Raw genomic sequence first — 25,218 nt, forward strand, 5'->3', positions numbered from 1 at the left:
GCGTCACACCCTCACTCGCGGATCAAGCGCCGCGTAAAGAACTTCGGAAAGCATCGAGGAGAACAGAATCACGATCGACGTGAAGCACACGTTGCCCGCGAGGGCGTTGACGTCGGATTGCTGAACCGCGTTGATGCCGTACTGGCCCATGCCAGCCCACGAGAAGATCATCTCGAGGAACGCGGCGCCCGCGACGAGCGTGCCGAAGGAGTAGGCGAAGTACGTCGACATGGGGATGAGCGCTACGCGCACACCGTGCTTGACAAGAGCGTGATTACGGGTTGCTCCCTTCGAGCGGGCCGTGCGAATGAAGTCGCTTCCGAGGACGTCAAGCATGATCGAGCGCTGGTAGCGCGAGTACCCGGCTGCACCGAAGGCAGCGAGGACGATGGTGGGAAGGATCAGGTGGTTGACGCTGTCGAGGAAAGCGGTCATTCCACCCTGCGCGTGATACGTGGGGGTATACGAGCCGCTGAAGCGGATGAGCTGCGTGCCGAGTGATTGGTTAAGCTTCGTGGCCACAACCATGAGCAGGAGGCCGCCCACGAAGGTCGGGGTCGAGATCAACACGTACGAGGCATACGAGACAACCTGGTCTGAAAGCTTGTACTGGCGAACAGCGCCCCACACGCCGAGGATGACGCCAATAATGGCCCCGAGGATTGCGCCGGCGATCAGGAGGCGCAGCGAAACGCCGGCGCGCATGGCCATCTGATCGATGACCCACTGTCCCGAGATGTCCTTGCCGAGCTTCTGGCTCCACGGCTTTACAACGATGTTCGAGAGCCACGTCCAGGTGCGCTGAAGGATCGGCACCTTGTCATTCATGTTCAGCTCGTTGAGCGCAGCGTCGATTGAGGCCTCAGGAATCGGGGGGTTCTGGTTGAGCCAACGTCGGCGCGGATAGAAGAAGCTTCCGGCAGCGATGTAGGCGAACACGGTTGCCACAACGGTGAGGAACGCGTAGTTCACGAAACGGCGAAGGAGATACTTTGTCACGAGAGTGCTCCGATCAGAGCGGTGAAACGCTCGCTGACTTCCCATGCACTCTGTGCGCGGCGCGAGGGGGCTGCGACGCGGCAGGCGCTGAGGGGGGTGGACATAAGGGTCACGCGTGCTTTCCTTATTTGCAGTCGGCGCCCGGGGGGCGACGGGATCGGGTGCGTCCGGGGTGGGCGCGGGGATGCTCCAGAATAGAGCAGTTCAACGACCGTGGAGACGCTGACCGTATTGTGAACAGCGGCGTCACGGAAAGGTCATGAACTATTCACGGAACGGTTGAACTGTACCTCATGTGAGGTGGTTCACCGACCCATTGTGAAGGATTTTTCTACGCCTCCCTCGTTCAGGTCAAACTGTGAGACTAAAAAACATGGATAATTATGCAGCCGGTGATTCGCCTCGAGAGCTTAGTGGTGCCGATTATAGGCGCTACTCCCGGCACCTCAATCTTCCGGGTTTCACGCCAGAGACGCAGCAAAAGCTGAGGCAGGCCCAGGTTGCGGTCGTTGGAGCGGGGGGTCTTGGAGCGCCCATCCTGCAATATCTAGCTGCCGCTGGCGTTGGTCGCATTACCGTCGCGGATCCTGATCGAGTGGATATTTCCAACCTGCAGCGGCAGGTTATACATCCGGAGTCCGCCGTCGGAACGCTGAAGACTTCTTCTGCAGCAGCGGCCGTCCGCGCACTCAACCCCGCCGTTGAGGTGCGGGAAGTGCCCGAAGCGCTGACGCCTCTCAACGTGCTTCAGGTTCTCGAAGGCCACGATCTTGTTCTTGACGGCACCGACAATTTCCCTACTCGCTACCTCGTGTCCGACGCCTGCGAAATCCTCAACCTGCCCCTGATCTGGGGATCAATCCTCGCGTTCGACGGGCAAGTGGCTGCGTTCTATGGCGATTCAGGCCGTGGCGTCACCTATCGGGACGTCCACCCGCGCCCCCCGAAGCCTGGCGAGGTGCCAAGCTGCAGTGAAGCGGGGGTGCTGGGTCCGCTCGTGGGCGTCATCGGTTCAACAATGGCGATGGAGGCCCTCAAGGTCCTCACCGGGATCGGGACCCCGCTCTACGGACGCATTCAGCTCTATAGCGCACTCACCGGCGATTGGACGCGCATCGACGTTGCCCGTCGGCCGGGCCGCGCACCCGTCACCGAACTCGAAGATCTCGTTGCGACGTGCGGTTTTCCCGCGGTCGAGTCGCCTGGGGCGGCGCCGGTGCACGGAGAAGTCCTCTCGCCAGCTCAGGCGCGGCGCGCGGCTGCCTCCGGTCGGCTCCTCATCGACATCCGCGAAGAATCGGAAGCTGCGGCGGGCATGCTGCCCCATGCCGTCAATATCCCGCGGGCCGAACTCATGGAATTTGCGCGAGGGAAGCGGGCGGCCGTCGGGCCCTTTCGAAGCGTAGATGAGCTGCGCGGTGCGATTGTGTACTGCGCGGGAGGGGCGCGTTCGGCGGCGGCGCAGGCCGAGCTTGCGGCGCTTGGGATCGAGGTGGCGGACATGGCGGGCGGCTACCTTGCCGCAACCCTGGATGATTAGTGGTGTTGCGGCTGTGGGGGTGAGGGGTGCTGGCGTGGCTCGTGCTCCCCATCCGTTCGCTGCTCCGGTTCTGCCCACCCCCTTTTGTTCGGCCTAGAAAACTAACCCCAACGTTTGTGGGGGTATTCGCCGCGATACCGCCACAAACGTTGGGTGTAGTTTCGGGGCCTTGGGCCGCGGCGACCTGAACCACGGAAGTTATCCACAATTTGGCAGGGGGCGCTTTTTCGCAAGGCCGGCGGCGGCAAGACTTGCCGTATGAATCGACCTCCCTCGCCGCTGCCAAAGAAGCTTCCTCCGGTGTTTGTCTCGCGTGACCTCGCTGATCACGGGATCAGTCGAGACCGGCTTCGACGAAGCGACATCGCGACCCTCGGCCCTGGCTTATATGCCGATAGGAGCCGGGACTTCACCGAGCCTGAACTTGCCCGGGCGCTTTGCGCGAAGTACTCGCACCTTGTGCTTTCGGGGGTGAATGCGGCGCGGGTACATGAGATGCCGCTTCCGCCCCAGCTCTCGACGTGGGACCCCGCGGCGCCCATGAGCTTCACGACGTCGCTGAAGGACGCGCGGCCGCATCCCATGATTGACCTGCATTTTTCACGGGTTGAACCGCACGAAGTGCGCACTCTCCGGCGCGGAAACCACACGCTGCAAATCCTGTCTCGCGTGCGCACCTGGCTCGATCTCGCGTCGATCGTTCCGCTCGATTACCTCGTGGCCGCAGGCGACGCGCTTGTACGCGTGCCTCGCCCGAACCTCGAGATCGGGCGAACCGGCGCCTACGCAACCCTCGCGGAATTGGAGGCAGCAGTCGCCGCCTAACCCCGGCCTTCCAGGAATTTGCCGCGCGCGAAAGGCACTCGAACTTATCAGGGCGGGATCCGATTCCGCACAGGAGAGTCGCGCACGGCTCGCGATGGTCTTTGCGGGGCTCAAAGAGCCGCGTCTCAATGTCCCGATTCTCGACGAACGTGGACGCATCGTGTGCTCGCCGGATTTTCTTTGGGAAAGGGAGCGGGTTGTGGGCGAGTACGACGGTGACTACCACCGCACGCTCGACGCGGTCGAGCGGGATCGGGCAAAGGACTTCGTGTACGCGGATCGCGGTCTCGAGGTGTTCCGCCTCCATATCCGTGACCTGCCGCTACTTCCGCTCAACGTCCCCGATGATGTGGTGATGAGGGCGCTTGGGAATTCTCGTGCGGCAGCGGTTGCGCAGAGAGCGCTGAGGCGCAGGACGAGAATTGCGTGCGGCCCGACGCGGTCGTAGCAGCGGCCAAGCGAGACGGGCAGGGGTTGGATAGGGATCTGTACCCAACGTTTGTGGTGGTATGGCGCCGAAAAGCGCCACAAACGTTGGGTTTAGTTTCCTAGGGCAAGGAGGGGTGCTCGGAGTCGCTGCGGAAGAGACAGAGGGGCTGCGAAGACCCGCCCGGAGTGGGGGCGGAGGGGCCAGGGGAGCTGCAGAGGTCCTGCCCGAAGGGGCTGCGGTTCGGGGGAAGCCACGAACGGGCTAACCCTCAGCCGCCCGCGAACGGCGGCAGCACGTCCACCCTGATGGTGCCGCTCTCGCCCGCGACGAGGCGCGCCTTCGGATCGTTCTCGCTCACCGCATTAACAAGGAAGCTGCAGCGGCCAAGTACCGCTTCGGCGTCGGGCCCCGCCTCCGAAATGGCGCCGGACCGCAGTGCTTCGAGCAGGTCCCCGAGGGTCGTCCCTTCGAACTCGACCCGTTGCTCACTCGTGCCGAAGGCATGGGCCGCGCCGGCAAAAAAGCGAACGTCGGCGGTGGTTTTTTCAGTCATGCGTCTATCCTCCAATGGCGCTCATGGGCCGCTCGGGTTGAACAAAGTCGCTGCGTTCCATGCCGTGGCCAGCCTGCTTCCCCCATTGGGCGGCGCGCCATCGATCGGCGATGGCCTCGTCGCTCGCGCCGGAGCGCATGAGGCCGAGGAGGTCCGTCTCGGTGTGCGAGAACAGGCACGTGCGCACGCGGCCCTCGGCGGTAAGGCGCGTGCGGGTGCAGTCCGCGCAGAACGAGCGGGTAACGGAGGCGATAATTCCGACGGTTCCGAGCGCCTCGGCGCCCGGCCGGTCGCACGTTTCGACGAACGGCTCGCCGGGCGGTGGCGGTAGGATCCGCGACACCGCGCGCGTGTCGGCGGGGTCGATGCCACGCTCCTTGAGCGCCCTGGCGATCGTGCCCGGCGCTCCCGGGCCCGCGACGCCTTCTCGCGGCCATACATCGAATTTTTCGGCGGGTGCCCCGCCGCGAACCTCGCGCACGGGGTGCAGAACGTAGTAGGGGCTGAGCAGCTGCCACACGTCGTCGGCGGTTACCATGCGCTCGCGGTTCCAGCGGCCGGCGCCATCGAGCGGCATGTATTCGATGAAGCGCAGTTCGAGGCCGCGCTCGAGGCACCACGCGAGGAGCTCGGCCGCTTCGTGCTCGTTCGCGCCGGGTTGGAGAACGGCGTTGATTTTGATGGGACTCAGCCCGGCTGCGCGTGCGGCCTCGATGCCCTCGAGGACGCGGTGGAGGAATGGGCGGCGAGTCATTGCCTCAAACGTTTCGGAGTGCGCCGAATCGAGCGAAATGTTGATGCGGTCAAGGCCCGCAGCTACGAGTCCTTCGGCGCGTTTTTCGAGGCCGATTGCGTTGGTCGTGAGCGAGATGTCGGGCGGGGGGTCGAGGGTGGCGACTTCGGCGATGATGTCGGCGAGGTCGTTTCGCGTGAGCGGCTCGCCGCCCGTGAACCGCACTTCCCGGATTCCGAGCTCCTCCACGCCGATGCGGACGAACCGCGCGACCTCCTCGACGCTCATGAGCTGCGGTTTCTTTAGGAATTGGAGGCCGGCCTCGGGCATGCAGTAGGTGCAGCGGAGGTTGCAGAAGTCCGTGAGGGAGATGCGCAGGTCGCGTGCCGTACGCCCGAAGGTGTCGATGAGCGCGCCCGTTGCGGGGCGTCCCTCGGTCGAGGGCGCTTCCTCGATGGGGTCCATGGCGCGGGGCTTCGGCATCCCGAGATCGATCGACATGCTCTCCTTTACGGGGAACGGCAAAGAGGTGTCACACCAGCTTAGGGGACTTTCGCGCGCTACCCTAGAGGCCCTGGCCACACGAGGAAGGAACACCACCGTGGAGCAAGACTCGCACCTCGCGCCTGGTCGCATCCCTCTCGCCGAGCACCGGCGGAGCCTTCGCGAGCTCGTGGGCGCCGTGCTGGATTCGCCACACGCCCCGGGCGTGGCAACCGTCGGCCTTGAACGTGCCCGAGGCCGCACCCTCTCCCGCGACGTGACCTCGCCCGTGAATGTGCCTCCCGTCGCAAACTCGCAGATGGACGGCTTCGCACTCAACGTCGAAAGCCTCGCCTCAACCACCGATGGAGCCCCGATCACACTCCCGCTCGGCCCTCTCATTGCGGCGGGCGAAGAGCCCTCGATGCTCGAGCTGGGAACGGCCCGTCCCATCATGACGGGCGCCCCCATCCCCGCGGGTGCGAACGCCGTGATCCCCGTCGAAGAGACCGCGGTCGGTCGCTTCTCCCAGCGGACGAAGGAAGAATCCGACGTCGGCCAGCAACCGTCGGACCTCAAGTTTACCCTTGTCCCCGAGCACCGCACCGAGGGGCGTTTCGTGCGCCCCGCGGGAAGCGACACCGAACGCGGCGACGTGGTCGCGCGGGCGGGCCAGGTGCTGACTGCGCGCCTGATCGGGCACCTCGCTTCCGTTGGCGTGGCCGAAGTGGAGGTGCGCGAGCGGCTGCGCGCCGTTGTGGTCTCGACGGGCAGTGAATTGCGTGAGCCGGGGGAGCCGGAGCCGGGCGACTGGCGCATTTTTGATGCGAACTCCTTCCTCGTGGCCGCGGCGCTTGAAGACGCGGGGATCGAGGTGTGCGCCAGGCTTCGTGTGCCGGATGATCCGCTTGCGCTTCTCGATGACGTGGGTGCGGCATGCGCGCGTGCCCGGGCGCATCTTGTCGTGTCGACCGGCGGGGTGAGTGCGGGGGCCGTCGAACCGATTCGCCAGGCGGCCCAGATGGCAGCCTCGCCGCTGCGCCTCGCGTTCGACAAGGTTGCGATGCAGCCGGGAGGGCCGCAGGGCCTCGGTATTCTCGCGGCGGAGCATGGCGAGGTCGCGTGGATCGCGCTACCCGGCAACCCGGTTTCGGCGTACGTGAGCCTCGAGATGTTCGTTCGCGATGCCCTCGCAGCTCCGTCGCGCGCGCGTGTGCACCTGCCGGTGCGCACGCAAACCGGCACGAGCGAGCCTTCCCCGGAGGGGCTCGTGCAGGTGCGGCGTGCTCGGCTCAACTCTGACTCGACCGTGAAGCTCGTGGGCGGCCCTGGTTCGCATCTCGTGGGCGCTCTCGCCCTGAGCGATGCGCTCGTGCTTATTCCCCCGGAGGTCACGCGCGTGGCCGACGGTGACATTCATGAGGTGATGATTCTTCGATGACCAGTGTCAACAGTGGCGATAGCAGCCCTCTTACGCACGTGCGCTCCGACGGTTCGAGCCACATGGTCGATGTGTCGGGCAAAGCCGTCACGACCCGCGAGGCTGTCGCGAGTGCGACCCTGACGAGCCGCGCTGACGTGATCGACCGGGTTCTCGCAGGCGAGCTGCCCAAGGGGGAGGCGCTCAGCGTCGCCCGAGTTGCGGGCATCATGGCGGCCAAACGCACACACGAGCTGATCCCGCTGTGCCACCCGCTTCCCATTACCAAGGTCACCGTGGACTTCGCGCGGATCGCTCTCGAGGTGATCGAGGTTCGCGCGCGCGTCAAGACCGAGGGGAAGACGGGTGTCGAAATGGAGGCGCTCACGGCGGCGAGCGTTGCGGCGCTCACGGTGTACGACATGGTGAAGGCCGTCGATCACCTCGCGGTAATCGGCGACGTCAAGGTTCTCGCGAAGTCCGGGGGTAAGAGCGGCGATTGGGACCGTGCCGTCGCGCGCGGCGACAAGGGCGGTGCGCGGTGAATTGTGTGGGGGAGCGCGGCTGGTCAGCGCGCGTGATCGTCGCCTCGACGCGTGCGGCTCGCGGCGAATACGAGGACCTCACGGGACCCGTGCTCTCCGCGTGGCTTGAACGGTGCGGGTTTCGCGGGTGTGGCGTCACGGTGGTTCCGGATGGGCCCGACGTTGGCTGCGCCCTTGCAGACGCCATCTCCTCGGGTGTGGATCTCGCGATCACGACGGGAGGCACCGGCCTCACGCCGAGCGATGTCACGCCGGAACAAACGCGCCCCCACCTCACGCGAGAGATCCCCGGGATTGCGGAAGCTTTGCGACTCAAGGGACGAGAATCGACGCCGTACGCGGTAGTGAGCAGGGGGCTTGCCGGTTTCGCCGGTCGCACTCTCGTGGTGAATCTGCCCGGCTCCCGCGGTGGAGTGAAGGACGGTATGGCGGTGCTCGAGCCCATTGTCGAGCACGTGCTGCGCCAGCGCGATGGGGGAGGTCACGAATGAGCGACGGGAAAGACGTGAAAGCAGTGCAGGATGAGCGCGACCCGCACCTCGGCGGCGTCGAGGACCGCGTGCGTCACGCGAGCGTGAGTGGCGAGGCGGTCGCCGTCGCTGACATGGTCCGTTGTGTCGAGGATCGGCGCTGCGGCGCGCTCGTGACCTTCGACGGGCTCGTGCGCGACCACGATGAGGGACGCGGGGTTGTGCGTCTCGCCTACGAAGCACACCCGAGCGCGAGCGAGGTCATGGCCGATGTGGTGCGCACGATCGCCGAGCGCTACGCGGATGTTCTCGTCGCCGCAAGCCACCGCCACGGTGCTCTTGAGGTGGGCGATTCGGCGCTCGTTGCTGCAGTCGCAGCTCCCCACCGGGCGCGCGCGTTCGAGGCGTGTGCGGATCTCGTGGATGAGGTGAAGGCGCGCGTTCCGATTTGGAAGGACCAGTATTTTTCCGACGGTACCCACGAGTGGGTTGCCGCGATCGGCTGAGGAGCGTCCCGACCTTCGGTTTTTGGGCATGAATAAACGCCCGGCGCTGCTGCGCTCGTAGGAGCGGCGCGCGGGGCGTTCGGTAGGTGAGGTTGGGGGATTTAGCGGCCGAGACCGAGGGTTGTCGAGCCCTGGCTGCTTCGGGCCTGTGCGATTGCCGCAAAGTCGCCGCCAAGTCGGTTCTTGTGAACCGTGTTGTGTCTTTCGACGTCCTGTCCAACCATGTGATCGGCGAGGTTTTCGAAGGTCTTGAAGATTGAGCGGATGATGGTCATTTTGGGTGTGTCCTCACTACCGGTGGTACCTAATTTGTGCGCGAAAAGTGGCGGTAGAGCGCTCTCCACCGCTGGTTTCTCACGTGCTTCAATCTTATGAAGTGGACACAAAATCGCGCTAGAGCAGCTCGTGTGATACGGAACCCGGGTTCCGGTATGCCGGATATGTGACGTAAAAGCCACGGGCTTATGGGACCTAGGCCCCATTTTGACCCGAATCCCACCCACCTGAATCACCTGAATTGCATAGGAGTTGTGGGGGTTTGCGCTCCGCGTAAAGCTGGCACTCAGCTTTGACGAGTGCTAACGGGCACACTAGTCTTGATCCGTTGGCAGTCTCAGCGTGAGAGTGCCAAAGGTGCGCCGGGTTGCTCGGCACCGCGACGACGAGCATCCCACCGTGGCACACCCGTCAACTTCACATTGATTAAAGAAGGAGTGAGGTCGCATGTCGGTCTCCATTAAGCCCCTCGAGGACCGTGTCGTCGTCCGCCCGCTCGAAGCCGAGCAGGTGACTGCTTCGGGCCTGATCATCCCCGACACCGCCAAGGAAAAGCCCCAGGAGGGCGAGGTCGTCGCCGTTGGCGAAGGCCGCTTCGACGACAAGGGTGCTCGCATCCCCATGGACGTCAAGGTCGGCGACAAGGTCGTCTTCTCGAAGTACGGCGGCACCGAGCTGAAGTACGGCTCCGAGGAATACCTCGTCCTGAGCCAGCGCGACGTTCTCGCAATCATCGAAGGCTGAAAGGCTCACCGTGGCAAAAGAAATCATTTACGACGAGGAGGCGCGTCGCGCGCTTGAGCGCGGCGTCGACAAGCTCGCGGACACCGTCAAGGTGACGCTTGGCCCCAAGGGCCGCAATGTCGTCCTCGACAAGAAGTGGGGCGCCCCCACCATCACGAACGACGGCGTGACGATCGCCCGCGAGGTCGAGCTTGATGATCCTTACGAGGATCTCGGCGCTCAGCTCGCGAAGGAAGTCGCGACCAAGACCAACGATGTTGCCGGTGACGGCACGACAACCGCAACCGTTCTCGCCCAGGCGCTCGTGCACGAGGGTCTGCGCAACGTTGCTTCGGGTGCTGCCCCCGCGGCGCTCAAGCGCGGCATGGAGAAGGCTGTCGAAGCCCTCAGCGAGAAGCTCGGCGAGATCGCGATCGACATCGATTCGAAGGAGCAGACCGCTTCCGTCGCGACCGTGTCGTCGCAGGATGCCGAGATCGGTGAGCTCCTTGCCGAGGCATTCGACAAGGTTGGCAAGGACGGCGTCATCACGGTCGAGGAGTCCTCGACGACGGCGCTCGAGCTCGACTTCACCGAGGGTATGCAGTTCGACAAGGGCTTCATCTCCCCGCACTTCGTGACCGACCCCGATCGTCAGGAAGTTGTTCTCGAAGACGCCTACGTGCTCATTAACCAGGGCAAGATCTCGAACGTGCAGGAGTTCCTGCCCGTGCTCGAGAAGGCTGTGGAGTCCGGCAAGCCCCTCTTCGTGATCGCCGAGGACGTCGAGGGCGAAGCTCTCGCAACCCTCGTGGTCTCGAAGCTGCGCGGCTCCTTCAAGGGCGCCGCTGTGAAGGCTCCCGCCTTCGGCGACCGCCGCAAGGCCATGATGCAGGACATCGCGATCCTCACGGGCGCCGAGGTCATCACGCCGGATCTCGGCCTCGACCTCAAGACGACCGAGCTCAGCCAGCTCGGCACCGCACAGCGCGTCGTCATCACGAAGGACAACACGACCATCGTGGGCGGCGCCGGTGACGTTGAAGCCGTTTCCGATCGCGTCCAGCAGATCAAGGCCGAAATTGAGAACACCGATTCCGAGTGGGACCGCGAGAAGCTCCAGGAGCGCCTTGCGAAGCTCTCGGGCGGCGTGTCCGTCATCAAGGTTGGCGCGCACACCGAGGTCGAGCTCAAGGAAAAGAAGATGCGCATCGAAGACGCGGTCGCCGCAACGCGTGCCGCGATCGAAGAAGGCATCGTCGCTGGCGGTGGCTCGGCCATCGTCCAGGCCGCGACCGTCCTCGCCGATGATCTCGGGCTCGAGGGTGACGAGGCCGTCGGCGTTCGCGCCGTCGCCAAGGCCGTTGCTGAGCCGCTGCGCTGGATCGCCGAGAACGCCGGTGAAGAGGGCTACGTCGTAGTCGAGAAGGTCAAGGAGTCCCCGGTGGGCACCGGCCTCAACGCTGCGACCGGCGAATACGTCGACCTCGTCGACGCTGGCATCATCGACCCGGTCAAGGTGACGCGCAGCGCCCTGCGCCACGCCGCCTCGATCGCGGGCCTCGTTCTGACGACCGAGACCCTCGTCGTTGACAAGCGCGAGGACGACGAAGAGTAGTCAATCGTCGGCCCCCATCTCATGCGCCCCGCTCCTTGAGGTTTCTCGAGAAGCGGGGCGTATTCTTAGCGGAGTGCACCCAAAACGCGCCACGCGCGCCCACGCACACCGAAGCCCGAACTGCCGAGACTCGCGAGAGGGAGAGGGGGCCGCATGAGCGCAGCGTTCCACTCACCATCGCGCAGCACGCCCAGGGGTGAGCGCCCCACGCAGGATGTGACGACGAGACACAACGGCAAGCCGCACAAGATTGTCATGCGGCCGAGCCCCGCGGCCATGAGCGCCTCGCTCCTTGCGGCGATCGTGTTCACGGTTCTTCTTGAATTTCTCGTGGGCATCAGTTTCATCGGCCAGGGCCTCTGGAGTGATCCGCGACTGTTTCGCGATCACTGGTTCACCCTGCCGCTTTACGTGTGGTTCGGCGTCGTGGCTCTTGCGCTCATCGGGGTGCTGCGTATCGTCAGCCAGTGCGTGATCCTTCATGACGATCGGATCAAGGTTCGAGGGCTCTTCCGCATCCCGCGTTCGGCGCGCTGGAGTGCGCTTTCGGGAATTTGGCTCGTGCGCGACATCTACCGCGGGAAAGAACCCCGTGACCCCGTGGAATCCGAGGTCGATGCCTTCGATGCCGCCCTCATTATGCGCTCGAGTACGAGCCGCGTTGCGAACCTCTCGGGCGCGTTTTACGGCACGCGGGCGCAGTCAATTCTCGTGCGCGAAGCCGAGGCTCACGGCGTCAAAATCGACCATATTGATCATGCGCGCCCCGGTGAGCTTGCCCGCATGATGCCCGGCTCGCTGACGGTCATCGATCGTCACCCGAACATGTTCGTGCTCGCGATTGTCGCGTTCTACGCCGCGCACAATGTGCTGACCTTCATGATCTGGGGGATCTGAAGCCACCGGTTCCTTGGCACAATGGAGCCATGCCTGCCCGCCGTACGAAGCGTTTTGCCCGCCCGCCTTTGCCGCAGAGGGCTGGGCTCGATGCCGTGAGGGTGGTGGCGGCGCCACGCGAGGTGGGCCGTCCGGTAGGCGAGGTGCTGCTGGAACGATTCCCTGCGCTCGGTTCGCCTGAGGCGCGTGACCTCGGTGCGCGTTTCGCCGAGGGCGAGGTCGTGGACCAGCATGGCGCCGCATGGTCAGCCCAGGAGCCGATGGAGCGTGCGCGCGAAGTATTTTTCCACCGGGAGCTCGCGCCGGAACCTTTCGAGCCGGCCGAGATTCCGATCGTGTACGAGGACGAGCATCTGCTCGTGGTCGCGAAGCCGCGCACGATGGCGAGCATTCCGCGCGGCGAGCACATTCGCCGCAGTGCCCTTGTGCGGCTGCGAGTCGCGCATAGGCTTCCCGATCTCTCGCCGATTCACCGGCTTGATAAGCAGACCGGCGGGATCCTCGTGCTCTCGAAGATTCCGCAGGAGCGGGGCGCCTACCAGCAGCTCTTCGCGCGCGGGGAAGTGCAAAAGCGGTACGTGGCGTGGGTGTCGGGGGAGGGGCCGACGCTTGCCGAACTCGAGCGCGGCCCGATCGAGATCCGCGAACCCATCGCGAAACGGCACGGTGATCTCTGGGCGCACATTGACCCGCATGGGAAAGAGGCGTGGACGAGCGTGCGGATGATGCGGCGTGAGGCGGAGAGCCGTCGGAGTCTCGTGAGCCTGGTACCGCATACTGGCCGCACCCACCAGCTGCGCGTGCACCTTGCACACGTGGGCTTGCCGATTGTGGGGGACGAACTGTATCCCGCGCCCCCGCCCGATCCCGCGACGGGGGAGCGGTCACGACGGGACGTGAGTGAGCCTCTCGCCCTGTGGAGCGTGCTCATGGCGTTCACTGATCCGGTGACGGGCAAGGAGCGTCGGTTCGAGTGGTGGCCGCCGGAGGTGCCGGGAGATGACTGAGCGCATTGAGCCGCGTGTGAAAGGTGGCCGGATCGCGCTCGGCCCGACCTTCGTCGCGCGCCTAGTGCCGTGGCTCAAGTGGGGAGCGCCGCTCCTTGCCGCGCTGTTCCTTCCGGTCACGGGCCTGTATGTGGGGCGTATCAGCGGTTGGCCATGGTTTGTGTCGCTCCCGCTCGCGTGGTGTGCGGGCTGGGCCCTGCTCGCGCTGCTCATGCTCGCCGTGCTCGCGTGCGTGCACAGAACTACCTGGTGGGACCCGGTTGCGGGCGAGGTCCGCCGGGGCCGGCAGCATCTTGCGGTCGCGCACGTCCAGGCGGTGGTTCCGGACTTTCGGCCTCAGGGTGTCACGGCGCTGGAGGCGGGGGAGGGGGCCCGACGCTTGCTCATCCCCTATAGCGGCTGGGACGACCGCAGTTACGAGGGAATCGCCGAATTCGAGGGGAGTGTATTTGCGGGGGAGGGGGTATCTCGCCCGCAGTTGCTCGCACGTGACCGAGCCGCGCGAAAGTCCTGGGAGAACCGCGCTCTTGCGAAGAAGTACGGGATGGCGTGGCGCGGCGAATTCGAGGATCCGCACGTGTTTCTTGAAGCATTTGATGCGCGCAGGAAGCAACTGGCAAGGAGGCGGCGCTAAGGTTGGATCATGACGAATGATCCCTTCGGTTTTGTTGGCCTTACCTACGACGACGTGCTGCTTCTCCCCGGGGAGACGGACGTCATTCCCAGCGATGTTGATACGACCTCGCGCCTCACGCGCGAGATTAGCTTGAGGGTGCCCCTCGCCTCCGCCGCGATGGACACCGTGACCGAGGCTCGCATGGCGATTGCGATGGCGCGCCTCGGCGGCATTGGCATCCTCCACCGCAACCTTTCGATTGAGGATCAGGCCCACCAGGTCGACCTCGTGAAGCGTACCCAGACCGGTCGCATCCCGAATCCCGTGACCATCGGTCCGGAGGCGACTCTCGAGGACTTCGATGCGACGTGCGGCAACTACCGAGTTTCGGGCCTGCCCGTCGTCGATGAACACGGGAAGCTTCTCGGTATCTGCACGAACCGCGACCTGCGCTTCATTCCCGTCGCCGAGTGGGCGAGCACGAAGGTTGCGGACGTCATGACCCGCGAGGTGTACACGGCACCCATCGATGTGAGCCGCGACGAAGCAACGGCGCTGCTGCGCAAGCACAAGCGCGAACGCCTTCCCCTCGTCGACGAGAACGGGACGCTCACGGGTCTCATCACCGTCAAGGACTTCGTCAAGAGCGAGCAGTTCCCGAATGCCTCGAAGGACGCCGAGGGGCGCCTGCTGATCGGCGCGGGCGTGGGCTTCTTTGGCGATTCCTACGAGCGCGCCGGAGCGCTGCGCGACGCGGGCGTCGACGTGCTCGTGGTCGACACCGCGAATGGTCACGCGCGCCTCGCCCTCGACATGATTCGCCGACTCAAGGCTGATAAGGCCTTCGACGGCGTTCAGATCATCGGCGGCAACGTCGCGACCCGCGAAGGTGCCCAGGCCCTGATTGACGCGGGCGTGGATGCCGTCAAGGTTGGCGTGGGCCCGGGCTCGATCTGCACGACTCGCGTCGTCGCCGGCGTCGGCGTCCCGCAGATCACCGCCATTTATGAAGCCTCGAAGGCATGCAAGAGCGCGGGTGTTCCCCTCATTGGCGATGGTGGCCTGCAGTACTCGGGCGACATCGCGAAGGCCCTCGTTGCCGGCGCCGATACCGTGATGCTCGGCTCGCTCCTGGCGGGCACCGCCGAGTCGCCCGGCGAGGTGATCCTTATGAACGGCAAGCAGTTCAAGAGCTACCGCGGCATGGGCTCGCTCGGCGCGATGGCCTCGCGCGGCAAAAAGTCCTTCTCGAAGGACCGCTACTTCCAGGCGGATGTCGAGACCGACGACAAGATCGTGCCCGAGGGCATCGAGGGAACCGTCGCCTACAAGGGCGCGCTCGGCACCGTCGTGCACCAGCTGACGGGCGGCCTCGCACAGTCGATGTTCTACGTGGGCGCCCACACGATCCCCGAGCTCAAGGAGCGCGGCAAGTTCGTGCGCATCACCGCGGCTGGTCTCAAGGAATCACACCCGCACGACATGGCGCAGATCGTCGAGGCGCCGAACTACCGCGCCCGCTAAAGCCTGGGGCTATTCGGCGCGCAGGGCCTCGACCGGGTCCTGTCGCGCCGCCCTCCCCGAGGGGATCACGCCCGCCAGTACGGTGAGCAGCACCGAGATTCCCACGAGGATCACTCCCGCTAGTGGCGGGAGGCTCGCAATATTCTCGACGTCGAATTTCTGCTCAACGATGATGTTCGCTGGAATGCACAGCAGAAGCGTGATGCCCACACCAATAAGGCCCGCGAGAAGCCCCTCGATGACCGTTTCCGCATTGAACACGTGGCGGACGTCGGCCTTTGACGCCCCTACCGCACGCAGGATGCCAATTTCCTTACGCCGCTCAAGCACGGAAATGTAGGTGATGATCGCGATCATGATCGACGAGACCACGAGCGAGATCGACACGAAGGCGATGAGCATCCACGTGATCACGTTGATAATGCTCGTCACCGAGCTCATGAGCATCCCCACCATGTCGGTGTAGACGATCTCCTTCTTCTTCTCGCCCCGCGCCTTGGCCTGCGCGTTGTAGGAGTCGAGAATGGCCTTGACCTTGTCCTTGTCCTTGAAACTCGCCGGGTAAATATCGACTTGATCGGGACTCGTGCGGTCTGCCCAGCCGAGCTTTTCGAGATTGTCCTCGTAGCTTGCCGCGCGCGTCGACACCATCGTCGACATGAACGCAGCGAGCTCTTCCTTGTCCATGTTCATTTCGAACGCATCGGCGAATTTCTCCGGATCGACACTCATGGCATTCGCGAAATTCTCGCCCATCGTGGACATCGCGTCATTGATCTGGCGTTCAATCTCGCCCTGGAGTGCGCTCATGTATTCCTGCATCATGGAGCCGATCGCGTTCGTCAAATACCCGCCGATGGCCTGTTGAATTTGGCTTGCGAGGGCGCCGCCTAGCTGGGTGGAGAGCTGCTCGGCGATGGCGCTCGAGAGATCGTTGCTGACCGCGGAGGAAACGTCCTTGAGGGCCGGATCGTCGCCGAGGGCCTCGAAAAGTTGCTGTTCAAGTAGCGCGCGATCGACCACCTTGTCGGAGTTCGAAATCTCGTCTAGTTTCCCTTTGACCTCGTCGGTCTGCATGTACTCAAGCACGACCTCGGCCGTGTCCCGATCGGGAATCTGGTCGCCGTCGGAATCCGCATGCGCCGCGTAGTACTCCTGAAAGCCCTGGATGAGCGCGCCCGCCTCGCCGCTGAGGTACGCGCCGGCACCGGGCCGGATCACGTCGCCCTCAAGCGCCTTCGCGAGCGCGCCCTGGAGGTCGATATCGGCGAGCTGGGGGTAGCGCGCGGTGAGGCCGGCAAGGTCGAGGTCCTGGGGTTTCACGGTTGGGGGTCCGACGGTTGCCGCGCCCGGGTCGAGGCTCGAAAGATCAAGGTCGCTCATATCGAGTGCGCCCGGATCGAAGTTCGGTGCAGGCATCGAGCTGAGATCGAGACCGCTGAGGTCCATCTGGAGTTTCGACTCGTCGATCTGGAATGCGCCGCGGATCTTCTCCTGGTCGACCGTAAACAGGGAGCTCATGTCAAAGTCGTCGCCCTGATCGTCGTTTTTGAGTTCGTCGAATGTCTTTCCAGTGAAAACGTCGACATCGGGATGCGCCCGCTGCTCGTGGACGATCTCCGACTGGGCAGCTTCGGTGATGACCTGGTCCGTGAGGGCGGGGAGGTAGGAGATGCCCTGCTGGAGCGCGCCCATGTCCTCGCCTTCGTTGGGGCGCACGATGCCGACGATCGTGAGGCGCTCGCCTTTTTCGATCTTCTCGCGCATGAAGTCGGCATCGCCGCTGCGGTCGATCCACGTGCCGGTGTCGTCGTTGTGGGTGTAGGTCTCGAAGGCGTTGACGCGCGAGAACTCGGTGCCGATGATCTGGTCGTAGGTGTACTCGCCGGGTTTTGTGGAGTTCTTGTCTCCCGAGGTGCGGTCGGAATCTCCCGATGCTCGGCCAGCCTGCGTGTTCTCCATCATTTCGTCGAGTTTCGCGTGGTCCTTGAGGCCGAGTGTGTACTCGTATAGATCGGGCATTCGGCCATTTTCGTCGAGAACGAGCACGAGTTCGTGCGCGTTTGTTGGCCAGCGGCCGTCGAGGACCCGGTATTTCGAGGTGTAGAGCGCGGTGTTTTCGGGAAGCTGACGGAAGGCGTCCATCGAGAACATTGCGCTCGCGGGGCTGAGCGAGAAGCCTCCCGAGTATTGAGAAAACGCCTGTTCAGGGTGGACTTGCACGGGTTTGTCGGTGCCGAGCGCGTAGATCTGGGGTTCGGCTGCATACGAGTATTCGATCGCCTTGACGTAGGAGTTGATTCCTCCTCCGTTGGCGTCGAAATACTTCTTGAGGGAGGCGAGATCGTTGGTGCTCGTCGAGTTCATGGAGCGCGTGTACATCTCAACGGCGCGCACCGTGTTCGCTTTTTCTTCGCCTTTGGGCTTGGCGTTCGCGAGTCCCGATTCCATCGAGACCCCCGTTTTTTGGATACTGAGCGGGTAGTTCGCGAGAGCGTTTTCCTCGGTTTTGGCGATGTAGCTGTTGACGCCGTTCGCGAGCGCGAGAATCGCGGCGATACCGATGATGCCGATCGAGCCCGCGAACGAGGTCATGATCGTGCGGCCTTTTTTCGTCATGAGGTTGTTGAAGCTGAGCATGAGTGCCGTGAGCGGCCCCATGCGGGTGTTGCGCGTGGGTTTCGCTTCGCGCGTCTCCTCGAGGGCCGGGTCGAAGGGATCGGAATCACCGACGACGTGGCCGTCGGCAAACTCGACGACGCGGGTTGCGTATTCGTGGGCGAGCTCGGGGTTGTGAGTGACCATGATGACGAGGCGATCGCTCGCGACCTCGCGAAGAAGGTCCATGACCTGCACGGACGTGGCGGAGTCGAGGGCACCCGTGGGCTCGTCGGCGAGAAGAATCTCGGGGTCGTTGATGAGGGCGCGTGCAATAGCGACTCGCTGCATTTGCCCGCCGGAAAGCTGGCTCGGTTTCTTGTGCACGTGTTCGCCAAGGCCCACTTTGGCGAGGGCATCGAGAGCGCGTTCACGGCGCTCGGACCGTCCGACGCCCGAGAGTGTGAGAGCGAGCTCAACGTTCGCAAGGACACTTTGGTGGGGGATGAGGTTGTAGCTCTGGAAAACGAAACCGATGCGGTTGTTGCGGTAGCGATCCCAGTCGCGGTCCTTGAAGTTTTTCGTCGAGATACCGTCGATCACGAGGTCGCCGGAGTCGAAGTGGTCGAGGCCGCCAATCACGTTGAGCATCGTGGTTTTGCCAGATCCGGATTGGCCGAGGATCGCGACGAACTCGTTGTCACGAAACGCGACGCTCACGCCGGCAAGCGCGACCTGGGTAAAGGTGCCCGTCGTGTAGGACTTGGTGATGTTGTGCAGTTCGAGCACGGCTCTCCATGGTTGCTCGCGCGGAGGGGGTCTTTCCTCATCCTACGGCCGGCCACGTTTAAATGTCCCACCCCGACGTAGGCTTGTGACATGAGTTGGATTGACGGCCCGATGCTGGGCTTTGATACGGAAACCACCGGCACGGATACCGCGAATGATCGCATCGTGACCGCAGCCCTCGTGTTCTCCACGGGGCCGGGTCGCGAAGGCGAAACTGTCGCGACGTGGCTCATCAACCCGGGCGTGGAGATTCCCGAGCAGGCCTCGCGCGTGCACGGCATCTCCACGGAACACGCGTGCGCCTACGGCATGGAGCCCGCGCCCGCTCTTGAGGAAATAGCGGTGCGCATCGTTGAGTGCCTTGAGCAGGGCGCGCCGATCGTCGCGTTTAACGGCGGCTTCGATCTTTCGATCATCGAAGCGGAGCTGAGCCGCAACGGCCTGCCCACGATCGAGGATCGCCTCGGCCGCGCCATCGCGCCTGTCGTCGATCCGCTCGTGCTCGATCGCGGGCTGGATCGCTACCGCAAGGGTAAGCGCAACCTGTCGACCCTCATGGAGGTGTACGGGATCGAGGAGCCCGAGGGGAACATGCACACGGCAGATGTCGATGTATCCATGACCCTCGATGTTCTGCGCGCCATGGCCAAGAAGCACACGGTCATTGCCGAAAGCGAACTCGCCGAGCTCCATAAGAAGCAAATCGAGCTTCACCGCGCATGGGCCGAAAACTTCATCGACTATCTCAAGCGGCAGGGCAAAACACCAGACGTCAATCCCGTATGGCCTCTGTAGACTGGAAACCGTGCAGAACGAAATCGAAATTGGACGCAATAAGCGAGGCCGTCGCACCTACGGCCTCGACGATGTAGCCGTGGTGCCCTCCCGCCGCACGCGGGATCCGGAGGATGTCTCAACCTCGTGGCAGGTCGATGCCTACCACTTCGACATCCCGATCTTCGCGGCCCCCATGGATTCCGTGATGAGCCCCGAAACGGCGATCCAACTCGGCCAGTTCGGCGGGCTCGGCGTGCTCGATCTCGAGGGCCTGTGGACTCGCTACGAGAACCCCACGCCGCTCTTGGAGGAGATTGCGCGCCTCGACCCGAAGGATGTTCACCACCGCATCCGCGAGATCTACTCGGAGTCGATCAAGCCGGGCCTCATCCGTGAGCGCATCACGCAGCTACGCGAGGCCGGCGTGGTCGCGGCTGGTTCCCTTTCGCCGCAGCGCACGCAGGAACACTGGAAGAGCGTTGTCGATGCGGGCGTCGACATCTTCTTCATTCGCGGCACCACCGTGAGCGCCGAGCACGTCTCGGGCAACCGCGAACCGCTCAACCTCAAGCGCTTCATCTACGAGCTCGACGTCCCCGTCATCGTGGGCGGCTGCGCAACCTACACAGCGGCCCTCCACCTCATGCGCACGGGTGCGGCGGGCGTTCTCGTGGGCTTCGGCGGTGGAGCAAGCCAGACGACGTGGGAAACCCTCGGCATTTCGGTGCCGCTCGCCTCCGCCGTCGCGGACGTCGCCGCGGCCCGCAGGGACTACATGGACGAATCGGGCGGCCGCTACGTGCACGTGATCGCCGACGGTGGCCTCGGCCGTAGCGGTGACATCGTGAAGGCTATCGCGTGCGGGGCCGACGGTCTCATGGTCGGTGCCGCGCTCGCACGAGCCACGGAAGCCCCCGGCGGCGGCTTCCACTGGGGCAGCGAGGCACACCACCCCACGATGCCGCGCGGTCACCGCGTGGAGGTCGGTCAGGTCGCGCCGCTCGAGCAGATCCTGTTCGGCCCCGGCCTTTCTGCCGATGGCACCACGAACCTCGTCGGCGCGCTTCGCCACGCGATGGCGACGACCGGCTACACGGACCTCAAGGAATTCCAGAGGGTTGAGGTCGTGACGACCCGCTAATCTTCGAAAGAAAAATGGGGCTCGCCTTTGGTGGCGAGCCCCATTTTTGTACGGCAATGTGAGCCGTGTGGAGGCTGTTAGCCGCGCGCAACCGCGAGGGTCTGCTGCGCGATCGCGAGCTCCTCGTTCGTGGGGTACACGAGCACGGTGACCTTCGATTCGGGCGCCGAGATGATCCACGGCTCCTTCTTGCGCTGCGCGTTCGCTTCTTCGTCAAGAATGATGCCGAACTCCTCGAGGCCTTCGAGGGCGCTCGAGCGGGCAAGCGAAGCATTCTCGCCGATGCCCGCGGTGAACGTGATGACGTCGAGACCACCGAGGATGAAAGCGTAGGCACCCACGTACTTCTTGACGCGGTGGGCCCACATGCCGAGCGTGAGCTTCGCGTTCTCGTCGCCGGATTCCACGGCGGCGGTGATGTCGCGGAAGTCGCTCATTCCGAGCTGGCCCATGAGGCCCGACTTCTTGTTGAGCAGCGTGTCGACCTCGGCGGGATCCATGCCGGCCTGGCGGCTGAGGAGCGCATACACCGACGGGTCGATGTCGCCCGAGCGGGTGCCCATGACGAGGCCCTCGAGCGGGGTGAGTCCCATCGAGGTATCAACGGGCTTGCCGTTCTTGACGGCGGAGGCAGAAGCGCCGTTGCCGAGGTGCAGGACGATCTGGCGGAGATCCTCGCCTTCGCGGCCGAGGAATCCCGGCACGCGAGAGGAAATGAACTCGTGGGAGGTGCCGTGTGCACCATAGCGGCGAATCTTGTACTGCTCGGCGATCTCCTTGTTGATCGCATACGTGTATGCCTCGGGCGGAAGCTGCGTGAAGAACGACGTGTCGAAAACGACGACGTGGGGAAGGTTCGGCAGGAGCGCGCGTGCACCGTTGATGCCGTCCACCGCCGCGTAGTTGTGCAGGGGAGCGAGGGCACCGAGTTCGTGGATCTGGTCGCGGACCTCGTCAGTGACGAGGGTGGCTTCGGGGAACACCGCGCCGCCCTGGACAACGCGGTGGCCAACGGCGCTCACGGTCTCCTCGGTCAGCTCAACGCCAACCTTCGCGAAGAGCTCCTCGACGACCTGCATGCCCTTAACGTGGTCGGGAATCGCGCCTTCCCACGTTTCTTCCTTGTCTCCGGCCTCGATCGACGCGTTGCCCGTGGGCAGCGTGATGCGCTCGACGATGCCGGACGCGGTCACGTGATTCGAGGTCGGGTCGATGAGCTGGAATTTAATCGAACTCGAACCCGAGTTGATCACGAGAACGTTGCTGTTGGTCACGGTTTCTCCGTTCGTAGTCAGGTGGGGCGTCTCGCCCGTCAGTTCTGGTTCTGCGCCTGGATCGCGGTGATCACGACGGTGTTGATGATGTCCTCGACGAGCGCGCCGCGCGAAAGGTCGTTGACAGGCTTGTTGAGTCCCTGCAGGACGGGGCCGATCGCGATCGCTCCGGCGGAGCGCTGCACTGCCTTGTACGTGTTGTTACCGGTGTTGAGATCGGGGAACACGAACACGGTCGCGCGGCCAGCAACGGCCGAATCGGGAAGCTTGGTCTTCGCGACCGAGGCGTCCACGGCGGCGTCGTACTGGATGGGGCCCTCGACGTTCAGGTCGGGGTGGTTTTCCTTCACGAGCGCGGTCGCCTCACGAACCTTGTCGACGTCGGCCCCCGAACCGCTTGTGCCCGTCGAGTACGAGAGCATCGCAATCCGCGGATCCACGCCGAACTGGTCTGCCGTTGCGGCGGACTGAGCGGCGATGTCGGCGAGCTGCTCGGCGGTCGGGTCAGGGTTCACGGCGCAGTCGCCGTACACGAGAACGCGATCCTCGAGCGCCATGAGGAACACGGAGGAGACGACCTTCGCGCCCGGCTTCGTCTTGATGATCTGAAGCGCGGGGCGGATCGTGTGGGCAGTCGAGTTGACCGCGCCGGAGACCATGCCGTCGGCGTAGCCCATGTGGACCATCATCGTCCCGAAGTAGGAGACGTCCTGAACGGTGTCTCGCGCCTGATCGAGGGTCACGCCCTTCTTTGCGCGAAGACGCGCAAACTCTTCGGCAAACTTCTCGACGAGCTCTTCATCGTGCGGGGACACGATGCGGGCTTCGGCGATGTCGTGGCCGAGCTGTGCAGCCTTCTGACGGATCGCGGTCTCGTCTCCAAGAAGCACGAGGTTTGCAACGCCGCGGCTGAGGATCGCCTCGGCGGCTGCGATGATGCGCGGCTCATCGCCCTCGGGAAGCACGATCGTCTTCTTTTCACCCTGCGCGCGGGCAATGAGGTCGAACTGGAACATCATCGGTGTCACGACGTCGCTCTTTGCGAGGTTGAGCGCCGAAATGAGTTCGGTCATCGCGAAATTTTCGGCGACGAGACGGCGGGCCGCATCGATCTTTTGCGGCGTCGAGGTGAGCTTGCCGTCGATGTTGCTCGCGGCAACGGCGGCCTCGAAGGTATTCTCCTCCGTCACGATGATCGGCAGGTCACCCGTGCCGAGGGCCTTGATTTCCTCGGGAAGGTCGTAACCGCCCGTGAGCACGAGCGAGCTGAGCGACGGGAACGTGCCCGACTGCTGCGACATGAGGATGCCCTGGATGAGATCGTAGCGATCGCCGGGGGCGATCACGGTGCTCGACTCGTGGAGGTTCTTGAGCACATTCGGAAGGCCCATCGCGGCCACGACGATGTCGAGCGCAACGCGCTCGAGAAGCTCCGGCGCACCCTGGACGACCGTGCCGTTTACGGCGTCCTTGATAGCGTTCACGCTCGGCGAGTACACGATGTCCGATTCGGGAAGGGCAGCGGTGATCACGCCTTCGGGAAGAACCTTCGCGATCTCTTCGCGGCTTGCGGGCAGGTCCTCGTCCGCGGCGCGGTTGATGACGACGGCGACGGGGGTCGCGTGGTTCTGGGCGAACTCGTGGAAGGCGATCTGGGCGACCGTTGCGGCCTGCTGCGGATCGCGGCGGCGGGCGCTGACGACCAGCACAACCGGCGCGCCGATATTCGCGGCCACGGAAGCGTTGAAGGCGAGCTCGGTGGGGTTTGCGAGACCGTTGTAGTCAGAGCCGAGAACGAGCACCGCTTGGTACTTCTCGCGCAGCTCCTGATAGCGGCGCATGATCTCTTCCTGCGCCTTTTCGGGATTGGAGTTCACGAGGTCGTAGGTGACGCCGAGTGCTTCGTCGTAGCCCTGGCTAATGCCCGGGTGCGAAGTAAGGAGTTCAACGGCGGCGTCACGCTCGTGGCGCGAATCGATGATCGGCCGGAACACGGCGACGTTCTCTGACGTAGCGACGAGGGCTTCAAGGAGGCCGAGGGCAACGGTGGACTTGCCGGAGCGTCCTTCTGACGAGGTTACATACACACTGTGAGACACGCTTTCTAGGATAGGGCGAGCAGTTGGACGCTGCCCGGGAACCAAGGGCCCACTCGTTCAATCTCACGCCTACACTTAAGGAATGCTTCGCGTCGCTCTCCGCCCCAAGTTCCTGGGCCTACTCGCCCTCATGGCAACAGCGACCCTCGTGTGCGGTCTCCTCGCGAACTGGCAGTTCGAGCGAGCAACGCGAGCCCTCGACGCCCGCGATGAAACGCAATCCGCCGCGCCCGTCCCGATCGAGGAGCTCATGGACGCGCACGCACCCGTCACAAACGCGGTCCAGGGGCGTCTCGCGTCATTCACGGGGGAGTTCGTGCCCTCGGAGCAAGTGCTCGTGCCCGGCCGCGAGATCGACGGCCACGACGCCGCCGTCGTCGTCACAAACGCACGCATCACCAAAGGGCCGCTTCGCGGCACATCCATCCCCGTCGCGCGCGGTTACACGACCGCCCCCTCGAGCGAATGGGGTACCCTTCCCGAGCCGCCCACCGGCTCGCATGAAATAGTCGTGCGCCTCGAGGCCTCCGAGGAGGCGAGCGGCACCGTGCGCCACGAGGGCGATGGGGGCGTGGCGACCGTCGGAACGCTTTCCTCCACCCTGCTCGTGAACGTGTGGGAGGGGCCCATGCTCGCCGGGTACGGGGCCCTCACGAACGAGGCGCGTCAGTACATGGCCGGGCCGGGGGAGTCCGACGGTGCGAGCGCAACCGCTGCGGACGCGTGGCGCGACCTCGGGCCGCTTCCCGCCGCACAGTCGAGCTTCACTAGTGGCCTCAACCTCCAAAACTTCGGATACATGCTCCAGTGGATCCTCTTCGGCGTGTTTTTCCTCTACATCTGGTGGCGAAGCGTGCGCTCCACCTACCTTGATGAGCAGGCTGAGCGTAGGCTCGAACTCGAATCGCGGCTCGCCGGCGAAACCTCGGACTAGCCGCCACCGCCCCAACCATGCCGCAAGGAGGCCCCGTGGCTCGCAAGCCGCTCAATGACACTCAAATCCGCACGTCGATGGCCCGCTTCCGGGTCGCCTCGATCGTGGAAGGTATCGCGCTGCTCGTGCTCGTCGCGATCATGATCATGCGCTACCTCGTGTACGGGGGCCAGAGCGATCTGTGGGCGACGATTTCAAAGACGTGGAGCCCCATCCACGGCCTCATCTACATGATCTACGTCGTGCTCGCCTTCGACCTGTGGAGCAAAATGCGCTGGGGCCTCGAACGGATGCTCCTGCTCATGTTCTTCGGCGTGATTCCCGTGCTGAGCTTCTTCGGCGAGCGCTGGACCCACGCCAAAGTCGAGCGCGATCTCGCCGAGCGCCCCACACTCGGCGATGCGGCGGACCAGTAGTACGCGCATTAGGATGGAGAGCGTG

Annotated in this window: 24 protein-coding genes; 17 read left to right on the forward strand and 7 right to left on the reverse strand. The window is 64.2% G+C overall.

The window, feature by feature from the left end:
• Positions 1-3: 3 nt before the first annotated feature.
• A complete protein-coding gene (locus DEHOM01_RS00270) occupies positions 4-999 on the reverse strand; it encodes an ABC transporter permease (protein WP_061210998.1) in 996 nt (331 codons plus the stop codon).
• A gap of 373 nt (positions 1,000-1,372) precedes the next feature.
• Between DEHOM01_RS00270 and DEHOM01_RS00275 the strand changes: the two genes are divergently transcribed.
• The 3 genes from DEHOM01_RS00275 (at position 1,373) to DEHOM01_RS00285 (ending at position 3,812) form a co-directional block, all read left to right on the forward strand.
• A complete protein-coding gene (locus DEHOM01_RS00275) occupies positions 1,373-2,539 on the forward strand; it encodes a ThiF family adenylyltransferase (RefSeq protein WP_061210999.1) in 1,167 nt (388 codons plus the stop codon).
• A 258-nt stretch (positions 2,540-2,797) separates the two neighbouring features.
• Positions 2,798-3,364, forward strand: coding sequence for a hypothetical protein (locus DEHOM01_RS00280; protein ID WP_156468264.1), 567 nt, complete (start codon positions 2,798-2,800; stop codon positions 3,362-3,364).
• A 199-nt stretch (positions 3,365-3,563) separates the two neighbouring features.
• Positions 3,564-3,812 (forward strand): putative endonuclease domain-containing protein, encoded by a 249-nt coding sequence (locus DEHOM01_RS00285; protein ID WP_156468265.1) that lies wholly within the window; start codon positions 3,564-3,566, stop codon positions 3,810-3,812.
• Positions 3,813-4,062: 250 nt separating this feature from the next.
• Here the strand turns inward: DEHOM01_RS00285 and DEHOM01_RS00290 are convergent, their stop codons facing one another.
• Both DEHOM01_RS00290 and DEHOM01_RS00295 read right to left on the reverse strand, forming a co-directional pair.
• A complete protein-coding gene (locus tag DEHOM01_RS00290; RefSeq protein WP_061211002.1) occupies positions 4,063-4,347 on the reverse strand; it encodes a MoaD/ThiS family protein in 285 nt (94 codons plus the stop codon).
• Between the two features lie 4 nt (positions 4,348-4,351).
• On the reverse strand, positions 4,352-5,581 hold the full coding sequence (locus DEHOM01_RS00295; RefSeq protein ID WP_082738606.1) for a GTP 3',8-cyclase MoaA: 1,230 nt from the start codon (positions 5,579-5,581) through the stop codon (positions 4,352-4,354).
• Positions 5,582-5,681: 100 nt separating this feature from the next.
• Between DEHOM01_RS00295 and DEHOM01_RS00300 the strand changes: the two genes are divergently transcribed.
• From DEHOM01_RS00300 to DEHOM01_RS00315, 4 genes are read left to right on the forward strand one after another with little or no spacing between them, the layout of a single operon-like run.
• Positions 5,682-7,004: a molybdopterin molybdotransferase MoeA gene (locus tag DEHOM01_RS00300; RefSeq protein ID WP_061211003.1), complete on the forward strand. Its 1,323-nt coding sequence runs from the start codon at positions 5,682-5,684 to the stop codon at positions 7,002-7,004.
• Positions 7,001-7,528, forward strand: a complete 528-nt coding sequence (moaC, locus tag DEHOM01_RS00305; protein WP_061211004.1) for a cyclic pyranopterin monophosphate synthase MoaC — start codon at positions 7,001-7,003, stop codon at positions 7,526-7,528. The genes DEHOM01_RS00300 and moaC overlap by 4 nt, the downstream gene beginning before the upstream one ends.
• The gene (locus DEHOM01_RS00310; RefSeq protein ID WP_061211005.1) at positions 7,525-8,019 is read left to right on the forward strand and encodes a MogA/MoaB family molybdenum cofactor biosynthesis protein; all 495 of its coding nucleotides are present in this window, start codon (positions 7,525-7,527) and stop codon (positions 8,017-8,019) included. Before moaC ends, DEHOM01_RS00310 begins: the two co-directional genes overlap by 4 nt.
• On the forward strand, positions 8,016-8,504 hold the full coding sequence (locus tag DEHOM01_RS00315; protein ID WP_082738608.1) for a molybdenum cofactor biosynthesis protein MoaE: 489 nt from the start codon (positions 8,016-8,018) through the stop codon (positions 8,502-8,504). The genes DEHOM01_RS00310 and DEHOM01_RS00315 overlap by 4 nt, the downstream gene beginning before the upstream one ends.
• Positions 8,505-8,605: 101 nt before the next feature.
• On the opposite strand, the gene DEHOM01_RS09890 is transcribed toward DEHOM01_RS00315, so the two are convergent.
• On the reverse strand, positions 8,606-8,779 hold the full coding sequence (locus tag DEHOM01_RS09890; RefSeq protein ID WP_016663893.1) for a hypothetical protein: 174 nt from the start codon (positions 8,777-8,779) through the stop codon (positions 8,606-8,608).
• A 448-nt stretch (positions 8,780-9,227) separates the two neighbouring features.
• On the opposite strand from DEHOM01_RS09890, the gene groES reads away from it, so the two are divergent.
• The 6 genes from groES (at position 9,228) to guaB (ending at position 15,165) form a co-directional block, all read left to right on the forward strand.
• A complete protein-coding gene (groES, locus tag DEHOM01_RS00320) occupies positions 9,228-9,524 on the forward strand; it encodes a co-chaperone GroES (RefSeq protein WP_016663894.1) in 297 nt (98 codons plus the stop codon).
• 10 nt (positions 9,525-9,534) lie between these two features.
• Entirely contained in the window at positions 9,535-11,121 is a 1,587-nt protein-coding gene (gene groL, locus DEHOM01_RS00325; RefSeq protein WP_061211006.1) for a chaperonin GroEL, read from the forward strand.
• Positions 11,122-11,274: 153 nt separating this feature from the next.
• Positions 11,275-12,018: a hypothetical protein gene (locus tag DEHOM01_RS00335; RefSeq protein WP_156468267.1), complete on the forward strand. Its 744-nt coding sequence runs from the start codon at positions 11,275-11,277 to the stop codon at positions 12,016-12,018.
• Between the two features lie 29 nt (positions 12,019-12,047).
• A complete protein-coding gene (locus tag DEHOM01_RS00340) occupies positions 12,048-13,025 on the forward strand; it encodes a pseudouridine synthase (protein WP_061211009.1) in 978 nt (325 codons plus the stop codon).
• Positions 13,018-13,659 (forward strand): hypothetical protein, encoded by a 642-nt coding sequence (locus DEHOM01_RS00345; RefSeq protein ID WP_061211010.1) that lies wholly within the window; start codon positions 13,018-13,020, stop codon positions 13,657-13,659. Before DEHOM01_RS00340 ends, DEHOM01_RS00345 begins: the two co-directional genes overlap by 8 nt.
• A 9-nt stretch (positions 13,660-13,668) precedes the next feature.
• A complete protein-coding gene (guaB, locus tag DEHOM01_RS00350) occupies positions 13,669-15,165 on the forward strand; it encodes an IMP dehydrogenase (RefSeq protein WP_061211011.1) in 1,497 nt (498 codons plus the stop codon).
• Positions 15,166-15,174: 9 nt separating this feature from the next.
• Here guaB and DEHOM01_RS00355 read toward each other — a convergent pair whose 3' ends face one another.
• Positions 15,175-18,552: an ABC transporter ATP-binding protein/permease gene (locus tag DEHOM01_RS00355; RefSeq protein ID WP_061211012.1), complete on the reverse strand. Its 3,378-nt coding sequence runs from the start codon at positions 18,550-18,552 to the stop codon at positions 15,175-15,177.
• A 90-nt stretch (positions 18,553-18,642) separates the two neighbouring features.
• Between DEHOM01_RS00355 and DEHOM01_RS00360 the strand changes: the two genes are divergently transcribed.
• Together DEHOM01_RS00360 and DEHOM01_RS00365 are read left to right on the forward strand one after the other, a co-directional pair.
• A complete protein-coding gene (locus DEHOM01_RS00360; protein WP_061211013.1) occupies positions 18,643-19,347 on the forward strand; it encodes an exonuclease domain-containing protein in 705 nt (234 codons plus the stop codon).
• 10 nt (positions 19,348-19,357) lie between these two features.
• Positions 19,358-20,470: a GuaB3 family IMP dehydrogenase-related protein gene (locus DEHOM01_RS00365; RefSeq protein WP_061211014.1), complete on the forward strand. Its 1,113-nt coding sequence runs from the start codon at positions 19,358-19,360 to the stop codon at positions 20,468-20,470.
• A 77-nt stretch (positions 20,471-20,547) separates the two neighbouring features.
• Here DEHOM01_RS00365 and DEHOM01_RS00370 read toward each other — a convergent pair whose 3' ends face one another.
• The gene (locus DEHOM01_RS00370) at positions 20,548-21,744 is read right to left on the reverse strand and encodes an acetate/propionate family kinase (RefSeq protein ID WP_061211015.1); all 1,197 of its coding nucleotides are present in this window, start codon (positions 21,742-21,744) and stop codon (positions 20,548-20,550) included.
• A gap of 38 nt (positions 21,745-21,782) precedes the next feature.
• Positions 21,783-23,843, reverse strand: a complete 2,061-nt coding sequence (gene pta, locus DEHOM01_RS00375; protein ID WP_061211016.1) for a phosphate acetyltransferase — start codon at positions 23,841-23,843, stop codon at positions 21,783-21,785.
• Between the two features lie 82 nt (positions 23,844-23,925).
• Here pta and DEHOM01_RS00380 point away from each other — a divergent pair, with 82 nt between their 5' ends.
• Positions 23,926-24,777: an SURF1 family protein gene (locus DEHOM01_RS00380; protein WP_061211017.1), complete on the forward strand. Its 852-nt coding sequence runs from the start codon at positions 23,926-23,928 to the stop codon at positions 24,775-24,777.
• Between the two features lie 35 nt (positions 24,778-24,812).
• The gene (locus DEHOM01_RS00385) at positions 24,813-25,193 is read left to right on the forward strand and encodes a DUF3817 domain-containing protein (protein ID WP_016663906.1); all 381 of its coding nucleotides are present in this window, start codon (positions 24,813-24,815) and stop codon (positions 25,191-25,193) included.
• Positions 25,194-25,218: the final 25 nt, after the last annotated feature.

The sequence above is a fragment of the Dermabacter hominis NBRC 106157 genome (genome assembly GCF_001570785.1).
GTDB classification, from domain to species: Bacteria; Actinomycetota; Actinomycetes; order Actinomycetales; family Dermabacteraceae; genus Dermabacter; species Dermabacter hominis.